At 39.1% G+C, this 17,263-nt stretch carries 10 protein-coding genes and 1 pseudogene; 4 read left to right on the forward strand and 7 right to left on the reverse strand.

The window, feature by feature from the left end; all coding sequences use genetic code 11:
• Positions 1-106: 106 nt before the first annotated feature.
• The 6 genes from hflC to N475_RS22560 all read right to left on the reverse strand — a co-directional run bounded on the left by hflC (position 107) and on the right by N475_RS22560 (position 9,013).
• Positions 107-1,105, reverse strand: a complete 999-nt coding sequence (hflC, locus tag N475_RS22535) for a protease modulator HflC (protein ID WP_063358560.1) — start codon at positions 1,103-1,105, stop codon at positions 107-109.
• Positions 1,102-2,004: an FtsH protease activity modulator HflK gene (gene hflK, locus N475_RS22540; RefSeq protein WP_405127408.1), complete on the reverse strand. Its 903-nt coding sequence runs from the start codon at positions 2,002-2,004 to the stop codon at positions 1,102-1,104. The genes hflC and hflK overlap by 4 nt, the downstream gene beginning before the upstream one ends.
• Before the next feature lie 189 nt (positions 2,005-2,193).
• Positions 2,194-3,252, reverse strand: coding sequence for an alanine/ornithine racemase family PLP-dependent enzyme (locus tag N475_RS22545; RefSeq protein WP_081216033.1), 1,059 nt, complete (start codon positions 3,250-3,252; stop codon positions 2,194-2,196).
• Positions 3,249-4,445, reverse strand: a complete 1,197-nt coding sequence (locus tag N475_RS22550) for an N-acetyltransferase DgcN family protein (protein WP_063358562.1) — start codon at positions 4,443-4,445, stop codon at positions 3,249-3,251. Before N475_RS22550 ends, N475_RS22545 begins: the two co-directional genes overlap by 4 nt.
• A 393-nt stretch (positions 4,446-4,838) precedes the next feature.
• Positions 4,839-5,927 carry a metallophosphoesterase gene (locus N475_RS22555; protein ID WP_063358563.1) on the reverse strand — a complete coding sequence of 363 codons (1,089 nt, stop codon included), beginning with the start codon at positions 5,925-5,927 and terminating at the stop codon, positions 4,839-4,841.
• Between the two features lie 44 nt (positions 5,928-5,971).
• Positions 5,972-9,013: a TonB-dependent receptor domain-containing protein gene (locus tag N475_RS22560; RefSeq protein WP_063366004.1), complete on the reverse strand. Its 3,042-nt coding sequence runs from the start codon at positions 9,011-9,013 to the stop codon at positions 5,972-5,974.
• 275 nt (positions 9,014-9,288) lie between these two features.
• Between N475_RS22560 and tnpA the strand changes: the two are divergent.
• The 4 genes and pseudogenes from tnpA to N475_RS22580 form a co-directional block, all read left to right on the forward strand.
• Positions 9,289-9,671, forward strand: a pseudogene (tnpA, locus tag N475_RS25250) (IS200/IS605 family transposase); the annotation flags it as partial.
• A gap of 811 nt (positions 9,672-10,482) precedes the next feature.
• Positions 10,483-12,618: a Calx-beta domain-containing protein gene (locus N475_RS22570; RefSeq protein ID WP_063358565.1), complete on the forward strand. Its 2,136-nt coding sequence runs from the start codon at positions 10,483-10,485 to the stop codon at positions 12,616-12,618.
• A 410-nt stretch (positions 12,619-13,028) separates the two neighbouring features.
• A complete protein-coding gene (locus tag N475_RS22575; protein WP_063366002.1) occupies positions 13,029-15,110 on the forward strand; it encodes a winged helix-turn-helix domain-containing protein in 2,082 nt (693 codons plus the stop codon).
• A gap of 591 nt (positions 15,111-15,701) precedes the next feature.
• Positions 15,702-16,058 (forward strand): hypothetical protein, encoded by a 357-nt coding sequence (locus N475_RS22580; protein ID WP_063358567.1) that lies wholly within the window; start codon positions 15,702-15,704, stop codon positions 16,056-16,058.
• Positions 16,059-16,537: 479 nt separating this feature from the next.
• Here N475_RS22580 and N475_RS22585 read toward each other — a convergent pair whose 3' ends face one another.
• Positions 16,538-16,819: a helix-turn-helix domain-containing protein gene (locus tag N475_RS22585; protein WP_063366003.1), complete on the reverse strand. Its 282-nt coding sequence runs from the start codon at positions 16,817-16,819 to the stop codon at positions 16,538-16,540.
• Between the last annotated feature and the right edge of the window lie 444 nt (positions 16,820-17,263).

Raw genomic sequence — 17,263 nt, forward strand, 5'->3', positions numbered from 1 at the left:
GTTTCATTACAGCAGATCAGTCTCAATTTTTATAAATCGAGTAACAGGTTTTACGAACCAATCAATGTGCACTTTTGGTAGTTCTTCACCTTGAGTTTGCTTACCTCTAGTGGTTTGCATTTTGAGGCGTATTCACAGAGTTACTTAAGTTCGTTTTATCTAGAAATTTAAAAAGCTCATTATTTGATGAAAGAACAAGTGTTGTATCTTCAGAAATAATGGATGGGTAAGACGCCAATGTGCGGGTAAATTCATAAAAGGCGATAGCTTCAGGTGATTGATTGTAGGCTTGTGAATAAATTTGAGCAGCTAAAGCGTCAGCTTTTCCCCTTATCTCTTCTACTTGCTGATAAGCTTCTGATTGAATTTTATTTAGGTCTCTGACTCTATCACCCCGAATTCTGGCAGCTTCGCCATTACCCTCTGATAAGAAACGCTCCGCTATTTGCTTTCTTTCACTGATCATACGTTCATAGATTTTTGGACGAACACTGGCGTTGTAATTGATTCTTTTGAAACGAATATCTAACAGCTCGATACCAAATACAGCGACTTTTTGTGAAGCTGAATCAAAAATCTCTTGCTCAACAAATTTTCGTCCTTTCTTTATCGGTACTAAGGTGCCAATTTTAAGCTCTTCTTCAAAGGTACTTAATAAACCCTCTCTTAATGCGGTGCGGTCTCGTCTCGTTCTAATAATTTCGATAAGTTCATGCTTAGCAACCGCATTACGGGTTTCACTACCTAAAATATCATCTAATCTTGATTGAGCGCTGTATTCATCTTTTAATCTAAGAAAATACTGTAGGGGATCAACAATCCTCCATCTAGCAAATAAATCTACTGAAATATAAAGTTTATCTTTTGTCGGCATATCTGATGGCCTGCCATCCCATTCTAAAACACGTTTATCCATTACATTTATCTGTTGTACAAACGGTATTTTTACCTTCAGACCAGCATCTGTTATTGGTTCGCCAATCGGTTTACCAAACTGAGTGATAATGACTTGTTCGACCTCACTGACAGTGTATAGGCTATTTCTTGCAAAGATAAACACAACCACGGCTATAAAAATTGTTGAAAATCTGAGTAGGTTATTCACTTTAGCTCTCCTAGTTTTGAATTACCAAAGTGCAATAGTGGCAATACGTTATGTTCAGTGTGGTTAAGAATGATTTTTGAGCGAATATTTGGGAGTACTTGCTCCATTGTCTCTAGATAGATTCTTTTTGTGGTGACATCGGGAGCTTCAAGGTATTCGACGTACAGTGCCTGAAAGCGTGCAGCATCGCCTTTAGCTTCATTGATGCGCTTTAACCTATAACCATCAGCTTCTCTTATCCTTTGATCTTTTTCTCCTAAAGCCAATGGGATCACCTTGTTGTAATCTCGACGAGCTTCATTAATGAGTTTTTCTTTTTCTTGCTGCGCTTGATTTACTTCGTTAAAAGAGGCTTGAACAGGTTGTGGTGGATTTATATTTTTCAGTTGAACTTGGTCAATTCTAATACCCATTGCATATTTTGTTGAAAGAGCCTGCATTTTGCTTAATGCCTCAGACTCAATTTCTTGCCTGCCAATAGTGATAACTTCATCAACGGTTCTATCACCAACAACTTCTCGCATAACCGATTCAGATACGTGCCTTAATGTCTCAGAGGGTTCTCTTACTTCAAACAGAAACTTTGTCGGCTCATCAATACGATATTGAACGACCCATTCAATAAGTGCTGCGTTCAAGTCCCCTGTAACCATTTGAGTTTCTTTTAAGCCTAGAGTTTGTCGTGATGATTGATTACGCGCATCGTTGCCATGAGTTGAAAAACCAAATTCTTGCTTGAGTTGACGTTTAACAGCGACAATGGTTGATTTATCAATATTTAAAGGTAATTTAAAATGAAGTCCTGGTTGTTCAGTGTGTGAAAACTTGCCAAACCGCTGTATCACAGCGACAGAGTCACTAGGAACGGTATAAACCGAGCTCCACACACTCAACAAAATAATGACTATAGATACAGTAATCAGGAAGTGAAAAGGTGGTTTTTTTGGGGCGTTTTTTTTGTAATTGAAAAATTTCTTAAATAAATTATTTAGAGTGGGGGGGGATTTACTTCCGTTCCCCCAGGGGTTGCCATTACTTGATAATTGTTTCATTTTTGAAGCGCTCCAAGTTGAGTAGGCTTAGCTGTACTAAGTGAAATATTTATTTACGTAGGGGGAGGTCATAGCTGAGAGTAGCCCCACGTAGTCAATTTTAAATTCAATTTCTTGTCCTATTTGCAAAGGCGTGTCAGTACTTTCTATTACAATGTGATCACTGCTACTTGATACAATTGATAATCCTTGCGGAGAGATGAGTCCTTGAGGGTCAACATCTTGCCTGCCTAAAGCAAGTATTGCCTGATCTACGTCACCTCTGTTTGTCGTTTCATACTGCTCTCCAAAAGCATTTTTATGACGCTTCCCCCAAGGCATAGATGGCTTTCGATTGGATTCGATCACTTCGGCAATGAGCTTTACCGTGTCTGTATGTGCGCCGATAATACAACGTTTTTTGAGTGCTTCTACTCCAAAATAAATAGATTCTCCCAAACGCAATTGATTAACGCGATTTATGTTGTCTGAACTAAACGCCCATAATAAATTTGCAGAATTTCCCCCTGAAATAATGTCTAGTTTAAGTTGAAATTTTGTCTCTATCTCAGACGCTATTTTGGCCAAAAATGCCATATTGTGATGGTCGGGTGCGATGCCATATCTACATGTCAAATTAGCCCCAATACCTTTTAAACTTATGTGTGGTAATGAACGTGTTTCTTTGATTATCTTAATAAGATCATCTGGCATTACACCTTCTCTTAAATCGCCTAGCTCGACCATGATTATCACTTGATGGAATACCCCTAGTTTTTTCGCTGTTGAAGAGAGGGCCTGTATGGTTGAAAGTTCTGTGTTCAGGCTAACATTACAGTTCAGCACTACCTGTTCAACTTGGCTCAACATGGGAGTTCTTATCAACATAATAGGCACTTTAATGCCGGCTCGACGCATTCTTTCAACATTTTCAATTCTTGAATCAGCTAGAGTGGTTGCACCCGCATCTATCAGTAGTCGAGCAATAACTGGATGGCCCATAAATACTTTAGTAACAGGCACAACGTCTATTGACAGAGGTTTGAGCATTTTAATTAACAGGGCTGCATTCTCTGCTATTTTAGTACTGTCAATTTGCAGCCGAGGGTTGCTCATTGTAGCGTGGGTGTTTTTATTCTGAGATGCGGAAACTTTACTAGGATCATATGTACTAAAAACATACTTGAGCGGCTTAATGCATCAGTAACGGGGATCGAGAAATCCTTAGAGTAGCGGTATGTATATTCTTCTATATCTGCATCATTCATCGCTTCATGGTTAATGCATATTCCAATAACCTTTGTTTGCGAAAAGCGTTCAATCAGATCTATTTCGGATGACAGTTTTGGCATTGGCATATCAGCAAAATCTACTCTTTCTTTTCTATGGGGTGCATGTTGTAAAATGACCGCATTTGGTGCACTTCCTCTTAAAATCATCGCACTGGTTGAAAATGCAGGATGACTTAAAGCACCTTGACCTTCAATAATGATGATATCTGGCTTTTCAACGTGATAAGCACGATGAATGACTGCTTCAAGTTCTCCGGGGCAGAATTGTGCCGGTATTGAGTCTATAACTAAACTATAAGGGGCTCCTTGAATAACACCGGTTTGACCTGTTGCTATAAAGGTAACTTTTAAACCATATTCTTTGAGAGCATTACTTAATGTGACTGCTGTGGTGCGTTTTCCGATTGCACAATCAGTACCCATAACTGCCACTCTTGGGCAAGGAACTTCTTGAATAATGTTTCTAAAAACTTGAAGATTACCTTTATTGATAGGTCTTCTTATGTCATAAAGCGAAACGCCATACTTTTTGCTCGCCGCAATAAATTCAGAGTCGTCATTTAAGTACTGATGTAATCCATTAACTATATTCATGCCCAGTGACATGGCTTCTAACATAACTTGTCTGTCTGAGTTAGATAGCAATCCATTTGAATGCGCTAAACCGTAAATAAAAAAGTTGATAGGCTCATTCGTCATTTCAAACGCTTCATTAAGGCTTGAGTAAATTGGGATGCCATTTCTTTTGTTATCCAAAACGAGCCCTGAGTCTAAACCAGCCATTTCGCTATCAATGACTGAGAGGATTCTAAATTTAGATGAGTGTCTTATAAGCCCATTCGCTGTTTTACCATCACTTTTTGTGAAATTAGCTTCGCAATAGATAATCGCAGTTGGAACAATATCTAAGTCCATAAAAGAGTTTGACATAATCTTTTTAACTTGATTTTGATCGTGGTTATGCCCTGAAGAGTGTAGGAAGGCAGGTTCTTCTGCCTTGAGTGACTTTTTATTCATGATAACACCTCTGTGTAATACATACTAAGAGGACAATTTGTGCATGCCGAGGCGCTAAATCGGAAGAGGTACAAGTAGTCCCCACTAAATTAGTTGGGGGAATATCCATGTCAGTCTATTTTTTGACCAGTAGATAGTGGAAAGTCAAATTAAACTAAAGATATTTTACTTAAATTTTAACCTTGTGCGTTGCAATCAATTTATTTGAGCTAGCACAAAGCCAATCAATTCTTGCTGGGCATCGTATCTTGGGATGACTTGGTGTTTTTGATATCGATACAAAAGTGCATTGATGCCAACTAATGAACCTTAAATCGGATAAGAGGTTAGCTTAATCGATTTAAGGCATGTTCTTTTTTGAAAGCAAAGTTTATCCCGAGCTTAGGTCAGACACTACTTCAAAGGCATGCGCTCACCGTCTAGTGCACCGCGATAAAGGTTGTCATCTTCGATAAATAGTATTTCTCCATATTTTCCTTTCTTGATACTAGAGTCGATGGCAATTACTTTGCCATTATGGCGGGTTTCTATTTTACGCTGAGATGTATGGCCAACAACAACATGGTCAACGTCAAAATGCTTTAACAATAGCTCAAGCTCTTTTTCAGTTGCACCATTATCTTTAAAGTATCCGCGATACCAAACTAAGCCATTGCTTTTATGAAGAAACCTAGCCATTCCTGTGCGTGTTTGATGAGGTTCACCTTTGACTAGGTAGCTTTTAAAAATGTGGTTAAGATCGCTTAAAGACAAAGGCTGTTTGGCCAACGATGGATGAAATCCGCCATGTGTAAACAAGTAACCGTTAATTTTCAGTAGAACAGGTTTTGACCTTAACCAACGACCGAGAATGGTATTTTTGCCGATTAACTTTTGAAAAGGTACTTTTAAAAACTCCCCTGTTTTTATATATTTTGGATTTAGGTATCTTAAGTCGCCATTGAGTACCATGACTTCGTGGTTACCTAATAAGAGATGGACTCTTCCACCTGCTCTCAGTGCCTGTTGTTCAATCTTATGCACAAGCCACAATATTTCAGTAACTTGGTCACCTCTGTCGAAAATATCCCCGGTGATAACAAAATGCCCCTTACCAAACGCCCAGTTGTCTTTTCTATCTAATATTCCATTGTTTTTTAACAACGTTTTCATAAGGTGATATTGGCCGTGCAAGTCACTTAGGGCTGCGATTTTCTCTTTTGTTTCAAAAATAATCGGATCGTCTTTAAACGTGGTTTGCTCTACTTGCGCACTTAGGCCACAGTAATTAAGTGAGTGAGGAGCCTCTTTTGTTGCTAGTGGGTGGTTTTCTTTACTTACTTGGTCATCACATATCCAACTTACGTTCATATGTTTAGGTTCTACGTCAATATAGGGGCCGTCAGTTACTTTGATGTTTGCTTGCAGGTTGAGTGAGTAAAAAGTAAAAATTATTGCAAATAATTTAAATAAAATAATAATAGATATTGCACATGTTTTCATGTCTGCTCCTAGGGGGCCATCTTCCATGAGGCCCAGTTCTGGTATCAAAATTTCAATTCAACGCCTACATATCCAAACCGACCTTTGCCACCTCCGTAGCCTGAGTAGAAGTTACCTCGCCCACTTGGATAAAACGGGCCAAGGTTATCAAATAAGTTATTAATGCCACCATAGACTTTTAGGTCATACCCGCCGTCTAATTCTGTATTGTAAGACACTGATAAATCGTGTCGAATATAGCTTCCGTAGTCGTTAAACTCGAGCGGCTCGGGGTTTTCGATACAGCCACTGTCTAGCTCTTGTGAGGCACAACGTTCAGCGTTATCAGCGAGCATTTCTTCATACTCTCTTTCATCTGATAGGCTCGCGGTGAATTTACCTAAGTACTTGGTGCGCCAGCGGACTCGCCAGCTCTCGTATTTCCATCTAAGTGACGCTGAGAGCTTATCTTTAGACATGCCATACCCTGCGTTGTCGTCTGTTACCAAACCATCGTTGCCTAAAAAGGTCTCTGAACTTTCTATTATGTGGTTGTGATCGGCTTTAAAGGTAAGTTCACCCAAATCGGATAAGTCGTAGTTATATTCAAGGGCAACATCTATGCCCTTGTAACGCAACTCGTCAAGGTTAAACTGCCGCTGTAGTACTTTGGTGATTTGGCCATCTTCATTGCGCGTAATTTCTTGGCAAAATGCATTGTCATTTCCAAACGGAGTGCTGGAGTTATAACATTCATCCAAAATACGGCTATTCGAGATTTCTGAAATAGCGTCGATTACTGAAATATCAATGTAGTCAACAGCAAGGCTTAGCCCTTCAACTGGTGTCATGGTAATACCGAAAGTGAAGGTATCGGCTGTTTCTTCGCGCAATTCAGGGTTACCAGTATTGGGAGAGTATTTGCTGCTGCTTTCATCCTCAAATTCAAAATCAGGATCTGCAGCAAGTAGTGCGGCTATGTTTGGGTCAAGGCGGCACATATCATGACCAGGATCTGTTGAGGTCGCCGTTACGCTGTCACAAATATCACTAAAGCTATCAAAATCACCTCGAGGCGGAGACATGAGTTCTGTAATGGTTGGTGCCCGCTGCGCTCGGGCGAAATTTGCGCGCACAAAATAGTTGTCTATTGGTTGCCAAAGGAAACCTATTTTGTAGCTTGCAACTGTACCTATGGCATCAATATCATAATTAGCCAGTCTTAGGGATGTTTCAAGAGACAGAGACTTCGCAAATGGCTTATTTTTCAACAGCGGTACATCAAATTCAGCAAAAGCTTCAAAAACGCTCATGTCTCCCTTAAATTGAGGAACGACGTTCCAAGTAATACCACCTACTTGCATGTCTCTTGAAGTTTTAATTTCTTGCGTGTCTTTTCTATACTCACCCCCAAATACCGCAGAAACGTGACCTGCTGGCAACTCAAACAGCTCACCAGTCATATACGCCAAAAAGTTTACTTGTTCTATATAGGTGTTGAGTGTTGGGTTGGTACGGATCCAATTGGCCATTTCGGGCGTAATGGAGCCTTCACCAAAGAGATTAAGCGGCACACAACCCGCTTCTCTTGCTGCTGCATCTTTACATTGAATGGTGCCGTCTGCGAGTTTTTCAGCTTGGAGTGCTTGGTTTACGTTTACAACATTCAACTCGTTTAAGCGGATTTGTTCTTGATGGAACTTGCCATAGCCTACAGACATATCCCAATCCCATTCACCATCAAACACAGTTCCTTGAAGGCCTGCCCAGCTTCTTATTGTGGTGCGCGTATTGTCTGTGGAAATGTTACCTACTTCATTAAAGCGTCGGTCCCAATAGATCCTATCTCTATATGGTTCGCTATCGATTATTGCTTGTGGAACAAATGGGTTATCAATTGGTATGTAACCGGGCTCCACATCACCTGCTGGATCACCTGTGATTGGGTCGAATATGGGCACGTCGTCACTTTCTGATTCATTTTCAGGTGATTTATTATTAAACGCATTATTAATACTTAGCTGAACCTGTCCATACGCTTTTAAATCGTCAGAGAGGTCATATTCAATTTTACCTGCGATTGAAAATTTATCGTTAGGGATTTTCAGCATAACGTATTGATTGCTATTGATGCCAAATCGTTCTTCGTTGCCACGCCAGTCATCGCGAAGGGTTTGGCCGTCATACCAAAATTGAGTATCGTTTCGTGAGTTTTCTAAGAATACACCGCCCGGAATACCATCGTTTTTGCTGGCCCAGTCACTTTGGCTGATATCTTTCATACATTGGAAACCATCAACTGTGAGCATTTGATTACACATGAGTTCGTCGTCATAGCGGTGGGCATCTTCAACTTGTGCGCGCTTTCGATCAAAAAAAGTCATGCCGAATTCTCTTTCCCAACTGGTCGTAAGCAGCGCGTAGCCCTTATCCTCGGCAAAGTAGGTACCATAATCCAAATCTAAAGAAAACTCTCTAACACCCCCTTCAAAAGATTCTCCTGTTCTGGCTTTTAAGCTGACCCCTTCTTTGCCAGTTTCAGTGATGATATTCACTACGCCTGCAACAGCATCAGCGCCATAAGTTGCTGATGCACCGCCACTTATAACTTCTACCCTGTCGACCATGCCACTCGGAATGGTGCTTAAGCTTACTACGTTTCCGCTGTAGCTATTTGAGACCACTCGGCGTCCATCAATTAAGGTGAGTGTTCTATCTGAACCTAAATCCCGCAAGCTAATCGAAGATAGACCAGTTGTAGATACACTAGACTGACTCGTTGTGTTGCTTATGGCTGCATTGAGGGCAGGGATCCCGTCAACGAGTATTTCAGATAGAGATCCTAAACCTGATTCTGTAATTGCGTCTCGGTTTAATGTAACAAGAGGCGTTGTAACGCTAAAACTATCGCGTTTTAAACGAGAACCAGTAACCACAATGTGCTCTATTTTTTCGTCTTCCTTTACTGCTTTTGTTACTTTCTTTGTTTCAGTTACTTGCACACTTTTAAGATCTGATGCTGAGGTATTTTGCTGTTGAGCTACAACACCAAAAGCTGCGCCAAATATTGCTACTCGTATAGCGCCATAGAGGAGATTTTTTCTCATGTTTTTCATGTATATTTACCCTGTTGCCGATTCCTCAATAATTTTTTTCTACCCAGCTTTTACATCTAGGTTCGCACGTGGCCAGATGATTGTTCAGGCCTATGTGTAATCTAAGCAACCGGATTACAACAGGGCAATACAAACTATCTCTTGTTTATCTCTTTTATACATCTATTTAATATCTAACTTATAGTGTATTGATTAATATAGTTAATTTATCCACCTTGTAGGTTTAACCCACCCGTTTAGCTAGCAGTTGATTTTAATATATTTAAGTGAAATATCGTCAAGGTTCTCATGCCAAGTACAAAATTGAGTACCAAGTTGTGTGGGTCGCAAAATAATATAGATATAAAGTTTTGAATAGGGGGGTGAGCTTAAGGGTCAGGGATGTAGTCAGGCAGAGTTACGAGTACTTGGAAATAGAAACTCTGAGAGGGAGGATTCAAGATCATGTGTATCTGCTTGTATCAGCACCTCCAAATTTTCCGCCTTCGGAAATAATGAGATGAATAAAAGGAAAAACATCACGTGCAGTTGTTCGAAGAGTTTCTACATCTAAAAATATACTCTGGCCAACATTTTTGGGAGAGAGGATATTTTTGTGTAACGGCGGGCGAGTTAAATAGAAATGATAAAGGAATACTTAGAGCATCATTTGAGCAAAAGTCACACGACAATGCAGTTGCCAATGATAGTCATTGGCTTCAGCCGAAATATAAGTGGACTTTCAGTCCCCCAAAATAACATACCGCCTTTAGACGGTGGCTAAGTTTTATTTTTTTGCTGAAAAAAACAATGAGTAGCCCAGTTCTTGTTTATGTAAATTAATTAAAAATATAGATTTACATCTAGTATTCCTTTGATGTGGACCTGTCGGGTTCCTGCATAAAATTTTGGAACACCTTGCCCTCAATTTCGCTAAATATGGCAGTTGCTATAGAGCACCATTGCATAGTGATGTAGTTTTTAGACCTCAAAGCGTGATTTAAGCAAACTGTTTGCCTTTCGAAAACCACTTACTATACCTAAGCCCAATTCTGACTGAGAACAAAATAGAGGCAAAAAAGAGGTTTAAAAGATAATCACGAGGTTTACCTATCTACCTACAAGTCGTATGAATAAATTGGTTCAAGCATAAGTTCCTGCTTTGTCCACTTGTGAGGGGTAAACTCTAGGCTTTTTAATGATTTTTACCAAGATGCTGCCCCTTACTTTTATGTTTAAAAGGCTTAAGTCTGAATGCTGGTCAAACCAAGACACTTAAACATGGGGAAATTGACTGGTGCGACACAAGCCAAAGATTAAACGATCTGGTGAGCGTCAATATCAAGATCTGCTTGGCACTACTTTTTGGCACACTGAGGAAATCATGGGGTAGCAGTTTGATTAGTGGTCTGTATATAAGAGTAGAGCTTTGCAAGAAGTGCACGTTCAAGGGGCATCCATCTAACGGGAGTGACAACAAAGTGTATAAAACCAAATTAAAACAGATAGAAATTATATCTAGAATAGGCGTTGCAGCTTTATTTTGCGTTTCGTCGTTACTGGTGAATGCTGAAGAAGTCAATAATATCGACCTACATTTTATTGTAGCGGCATCGGATAGCTCAGGCACCAATGCACAGGTAGATAAAGCAAAAATCGATGAGTCTATACAGAAGCTAAACGCAATATACGGTGGTAGTGGGTATTCATATCGTTATAAATCGACGGTGTTTGTCAGTAACAATGAGATGCCTGGATATAATGACGAAGACTATGATCCAGATAATAGAATGCTGTTTGTAGAGCCATATTTTGATAGAGAAGCATTCAATATAATGGTCGCAGACTTTGAGAGAGTAAATGGGCGAGCATTTTGGCCATATCATGGTATAGACAGTGTATTGGTGGACTCAGAAGATCTGGATAAAACGACTTTGGCACATGAAATAGGCCATAACTTCAGCTTAATACACACGTATTCCGACGGTGATGAAGAGCCAATTTCTGTTCAAATAGGCAGTAAAGGCTACTTATATGGAGATCAAATCATTGATACACCACCGTCTCACGACGGGCTTGAAGACGACATTGAAGATTGTATTTACTCGGGTACAGCAGTTGATGAAGAGGGGACACCGTTTGCACCAGATGCAAAAAATATTATGGGCCAAGGAGACAATACCTGTAGAACACATTTCTCAGCTCAACAAGTCGACAGGATGCAGTATGTTTTACAAAGGGATAAATATCACTTATATAATAAATATGGTAAGGGGCGCGTAATACCGACCTGTGAAAACTCTTCGGTAGTTATAGACTTTCCACATTTTGATGGCTTTAATTTTAACGAAAAGTTGCAGCACCCTTGGGTACAGGATGTGCAGAACAATCCATTCTTCTTTAGAACATCACCAGATTCAAACTCGAGCAGTACAGGTGCCGACGAGCCTTATGAAGGGCATAGTTACTTGCAAGTAGACAGCAGCAAGCGAGATGATACAGATATCGACGGCCTCGTGTTTGCGAAAAAAGGAGACAGGTTAAACTATGTGAGCCCTTGCTATGACTTGTCATACAGTAAAAACCCAAAGTTAGAGTTTTATTTTAACAAACACGGTGTTGATATGGGGACTAGTCTTATTGAGGCCACAATCGACAATGGCAATACGTGGACTGAGCTATGGAGGAAAGAAGGTGAGCAGCACCCAGATGGTGATGTATGGTACAAAGAGTCTGTTGACTTAGTTAATTATCGCAGTTCTCCAATGCAATTGAGGCTGGTGCATATTATTGAAGGGGAGAAGGGTGATGCGTCATTTGATGCATTCCTCATAAATGGTGAGTCGGTTAGCTACACCTATGACTTTGCTGCATCGGATGTAACGGTGTTGGAAAATGAAGGCAAAGTGACAATTCAGCTAGTAAGGAAGGGGGAGTTAGATGTGTCATCCACTCTGCGCGTTGTGACAGAAGACGTTGATGCAAAAGCGGGTAGTGACTACGATGAACTTGATACAACAATAATATTTACCAAAGATGAATCCGAAAAAGAAATAGATATTTCCATATTTGACAACGATGTTGTCGACGGTGCCCGCGCATTTAAGGTTAAGCTTGAGTCAGATAATTTAGCCGATGACTATGCCGATTTGTTGGTCACGATTGACAATGAAGATATCGCCTACACTTATAACCTTCAGTTAGACAGCACTCAGGTATCTGAAGCCGCCAAATCCATTGCAGTTACTATCGAAAAAAGTGTTGCTACGGACATGTCAACGCACGTTTATTTAAAAACAGAAGATGACACTGCAAAAAGTGGCTTTGACTACAACGGGGTAGAGCAGCTAATTACGTTTGAGGCAGGTGAAACCAAGAAGGTCATTGATATTGGCATCATCGATAATTTGGAAGTCGATGGCTCAAGGAAGTTTAAAGTAACACTTGAATCAGACTTTTTACATCAAGACTATGAAGATGCGGTTATAACTATCACAAATGAAGATAAAGATCCGCCGTCTAACGGTGCATTTAGTGTCTGGGGCTTGTTGATGCTTCTTGTACTTGCGATAACTGTTCGCCGTACCTCAAGGCCAAACTCTAGTTACACTGATTAAATAGTGGATTGCAAACCGATTGTTTTTAACCATTGTTTTTAACCAAGGCAGCTAAGCCAAAACAACCATGCTCTTAGCTGTCTTATTTTATTTAAGGGTCGTATTCGTTATTGTGAACATCGTGCTAGTTGAAACCTAAACATTAAGCCAATAACCCCCATATGTCACGTATTTTTAATCTCCTTCTGCTAGCCTAACTAGTATGCTCATAAAAATTTTACTATTGCTTGAAGTGAAACACTGACCTATCATTTTAACTGAATTGATGTAATGTACGTGTTCTTAAGTTTCACATAGTTAAAACAAAAAACACACTTATCTTGTACACAAAAAATGGACTTAAGGATTTGTAAGTTAAAGAGAGTCCAAGTTGCCTGTTCAAGAGATTGTGTTGGGGTAAAATAATATTGATGACAAATCATGATGTGTTTAGTCTTGGCCCATATATAGTTCATGTCAATGAAAACCAAATTACTTGCCTAGATGAAAATTATCCTGCACCACCAAAAGTCGTGAATGTTTTACGCTATTTAGCTGAACAACATCCCAAGGTTGTTAGTCGAGATGAGCTGATTGAGCAAATTTGGGACGGTAATCAAGCTGTTGGAGAGAAGGCGCTGACTAACACCATTTGGCAAGTTAGACAGTTTTTTAACCATCCAAATGCAGAGATAGAAGTTATCGAAACTATCCGAAAGCGAGGGTACAAGCTTAATGTTACACCACAACCAGTGGGCATAGAAAAACCATTGGTTCAAAGCGACTACACGAATAAAAGCCTAGTTTTCCCTTTAATTGTTGTAGCTTCGATTATTAGTGGCGTTATGTTCTCGTTGCAGAAAAAAGTGACTCAACAAGATATCACCTCTGGTGTGACTAGTATCACCAAAATGCCAGGGAGCGAATTGCGTCCAGTTCCCTCTCCTGATGGTAAATTGCTGGCATTTACTTCTAACGCTGGTGGAGACAGACAGCTTTACGTTAAAACACTTGGTGACGAAAATGTGCCACTCCAGCAGGTAACTTTTGCTGATAAATCGCCATTTAAAGCAGTTTGGAGTTCAGACCAATCAGCTCTATATTTTGCACAAAAAAATGCCGTAAGTTGCGAAATAGTAAAACTGTCTTTAAACACCAAAGAGATCTCAAAGCTTGCTAATTGCCCAGTCAAATCTGGCTATAACTATATTGCGATTTCAAACGATGGCAAAACGTTGGCATTTCATGGCCAAGAAAAAGGAGACTCTTCCGATGGTATATATTTCTTAGACCTAACACAGCAAAATGCTAAACCAATACGCTTTAGTTGTGATGTTAACTGTCAATATCGCGACCGAGATATGGCTTTTTCTCCTGACGGGAAAACGCTTGCGGTGACGCAAAGAAAAAGCAAAGCCTTAGAGCGAATTGCTTTGTACACACTTAACAGGCAAGAGTTAAAAATACTGTCTCAGGAGCATAGTGACATAGTGGGGTTAAGTTGGCACCCATCTGGTGACTACCTTGCATATGGTGAACAAACTGCCGATAAACGTACCGGTTTCATTGTTAACGTTGCAAGTGAACAAAAGTACAAGATCGATATAGCAGGTTTTAGTTACCCTTCTTTTTCAAACGATGGAGGGATCTTTTTTCAGACGCGGCGAGAAAACTATTTTGTTGCAAGTTATCAATTAGGTGATGAAGTTGCAATTAGCCCACAACCGCTAATAGAGTCCCATTTTGCTAATCAAAGCGCCGTATATTCTAAAGAACAAAACAAATTGGCATTTCTTTCTAATGAATCGGGTTACTATGAGCTTTGGCTCTCTGATCAGGATGGTTTTAACCGAACACAGTTAACCCACCTAAATAAAAAATTGCGATATCCAACTTGGTCGGCCGACGGTACAAAGTTGCTGGTTGTGAGCGTCGCCGAAAATAAGGAAGATGACCAAATATATATTTACAATTTGAAGAATCAAGGGCTGACAAAATTAGATCTAAGGCTTGGTGTAGTTGGTCGCCCGATTTGGCACCCTAACAATAAAGATCTAGTTATCAAGCAGAAGGTTGATGGTAGGTCAAACCTGTTTAAATTAGACATAAATTCGTTTGAACTAACGCAGCTTACACATAAAGGTGCTTACATCGGCAACTTTATCGACCCTCAAACACTCATATACAGTTACGGCGATACACTGTGGAAACAAGATTTACGAGAAGCAAATAAAAGAGAAAGGCTATTAAGTAAAAATGAATTTAACAATAACTACTCTTGGACCAGGTACGAAGATAAAATCTTTTTTAAGAGTGAAGGGCAAGGTTTTTATACAATTAAGTCTTATGATTTTTTTTCTAAAACGGTAACTCCATTTGTTCGGATCCCTCAAGAGCAAGCGACTGACAGTGACGCCTTGTCTTATAACTCAAAAAAGCACCAGTTAATTTTGACTATGCGTTTAACACCGCAGTCTGATATCAAATACTATGTGCCTGAATTAGAGCGTTAGTGTGTTGGGTATGTTAGTAGAGTTGCTCACTTGCTATTGCGTCGTAGCCGAGCGTCTTTAATGAACCAAAAATTTTAATATCTAAGTGGTCGAATTCAGGTTACAAGCACTTAGCTGAACTTCGGCAAATAGCGAAGGCACAAAGTCAAAATTTTTAGGTCTTACTTTTGTAACAAGCTTATTAATTGTAACTAATGAATAATTAACGTTTTATAATGCCGAAATGCATTTCTATTTAAATTAGTGATCTGCTCCAATAGTTTTGGATTGGTGTTGTACTAAATTATGCAGACGAGCATGCTACGTTTGTTTGCTGACCAAGGTCAATAGCTTTTAACATACTTGTGCGCGGCTAATTTAGCGAAAAGGTTAATTAATTAGAGGCCCTTTAATATGTAGTTATGTAGTTATGTAGTTATGTAGTTATGTAGTTATGTAGTTATGTAGTTATGTAGTTATGTAGTTATGTAGTTGTTTCTATTATTTTCTTAAAAGTACTATTTAATGAATAAACAGTTGCTAGAATTACTACAAGGAGCATTCGAGGTTTCTATTTTTTAATTTTACTTCCTCATTAGTTTAGGGGACTGTATGAATATCCTTTTTCTATGCACTGCTAATATCCAACGTAGCAAAACCGCTGAAGAATTATTTCAAGCGCTTGATAAGCAAAATATCTATCGCTCTGCAGGGTTGAGTTCAAAGTATGTAGCTAAAGCTGGATCAACTTTATGCTCAGAAGCGTTGCTGGAGTGGGCTGACAAAATATACGTTTTCGAGCAGGGTCATATAGATCGTATTAGCCAGCACACGGGAAACGCACACTTATCAAAGATTGTTAATCTCAATATCCCTGATGAATTTCAATACTTTCAACGTGAGTTGGTGCTTATACTATTAGAGCGGTTACCTTTTGAATACATGTCGCCCGTATGCCCAAGCCTTTAATTACTTCGAGAATAAATCCGTGCTTCAATAACTCTCTAAATGCTACTTTACTTGTTTCATACTCTAGGTTTTAGTGTTACATCATTTATAGGTTTTAATGATTTGGTTTTGAAATTATAGAGTGAAGGTGAGGGTCTCTAATGTTGATTTGGCTTAACTAATTTAGCACTGAATTGGGTGTTGTAAGTGATTGAAATTATTGCTCATTTAACTAGTTTAACTTAGTTGTGAGATGGTTAAACCTTCGAGTTTTCTTTTTCATCAATCAAATTTCAGAGATTTACAACAGTCGGTCTACTATAATAATTGGTACCTGTACTTAAACTAGTTCCAGATTGCTCTGCTTCAAACTTAGCTTTTCAGCTATAAAGTAACTTTTCTGCGGTTTTGTCATCTCACACCTTAATAATTGGATTATATTCCATTAAAAAAGTGTACTGTTTGATTAAAGCAGATCAATATTCAATTTACGCATTTATTCACCCTGCATCCATATTGAGTAATTTTTTTAGCTTATCGATTGTTTTTTCAGGCAGATTTGGAGGTAAATTGATTTCAAGGTCTATGCCTAATTGCTCTAATAGATTTAGAACCCGGCCAATTTCCACTGTCTCTATTCCATTTTCAAATTGGCTAATAAAGGTTAAACCATTTCCTGATAATAGCCCTGCGGTTTCTTGAACGAGCGATTGACTTTGTCTAACAAGCTTAGATATAGCGCCTAGCTGCTTTATATTTCTCACTTTAAATTTAACTTGCATTAGAATCACCTTATTTATGCGAACGCATAAATAAAGCTTAACAATGAAAATATTTCCTCAGCATTTATATGAACGCATAAATGTAAAATGGTTTTTTTATTAGTTATACAGAAAACAAACCATTGCTACCTTAAGCAGATGGATGCGTATCGTTGTAAACTTGAGCAAGTTTTTTATGGCTAACATGCTTGTAAAGTTACGTAGTTAGGGTACTGGCATGCCCCAGCATTTCTTGGATATGGCGAAGAACATCGCATCATCACTTTAGGAATGCGCTATCAATGTAAAACCATCCAATGTTTAATTTTAGCGGAATATATAGATGCTGATTCTTACCCTTCTGAAGCAGCAATAATTCCTAAATGAATCACCGAATATGTTTAAGTAGAAACACGATTATTATCGAAAGACGCAGAATGTCAATGGCCTTGTTTCCTAAATAAT

Origin of the sequence: Pseudoalteromonas luteoviolacea DSM 6061, assembly GCF_001625655.1 — a bacterium.
Lineage (GTDB): Bacteria > Pseudomonadota > Gammaproteobacteria > Enterobacterales > Alteromonadaceae > Pseudoalteromonas > Pseudoalteromonas luteoviolacea.

Bases quoted from the DNA above. Each gene is read 5' to 3' on its own strand.
- N475_RS22545 (WP_081216033.1), bottom strand. From the start codon at position 3,252: ATGAGCAACCCTCGGCTGCAAATTGACAGTACTAAAATAGCAGAGAAT.
- N475_RS22550 (WP_063358562.1), bottom strand. From the start codon at position 4,445: ATGAATAAAAAGTCACTCAAGGCAGAAGAACCTGCCTTCCTACACTCT.
- N475_RS22555 (WP_063358563.1), bottom strand. From the start codon at position 5,927: ATGAAAACATGTGCAATATCTATTATTATTTTATTTAAATTATTTGCA.
- N475_RS22560 (WP_063366004.1), bottom strand. From the start codon at position 9,013: ATGAGAAAAAATCTCCTCTATGGCGCTATACGAGTAGCAATATTTGGC.
- N475_RS22575 (WP_063366002.1), top strand. From the start codon at position 13,029: ATGACAAATCATGATGTGTTTAGTCTTGGCCCATATATAGTTCATGTC.
- N475_RS22580 (WP_063358567.1), top strand. From the start codon at position 15,702: ATGAATATCCTTTTTCTATGCACTGCTAATATCCAACGTAGCAAAACC.
- N475_RS22585 (WP_063366003.1), bottom strand. From the start codon at position 16,819: ATGCAAGTTAAATTTAAAGTGAGAAATATAAAGCAGCTAGGCGCTATA.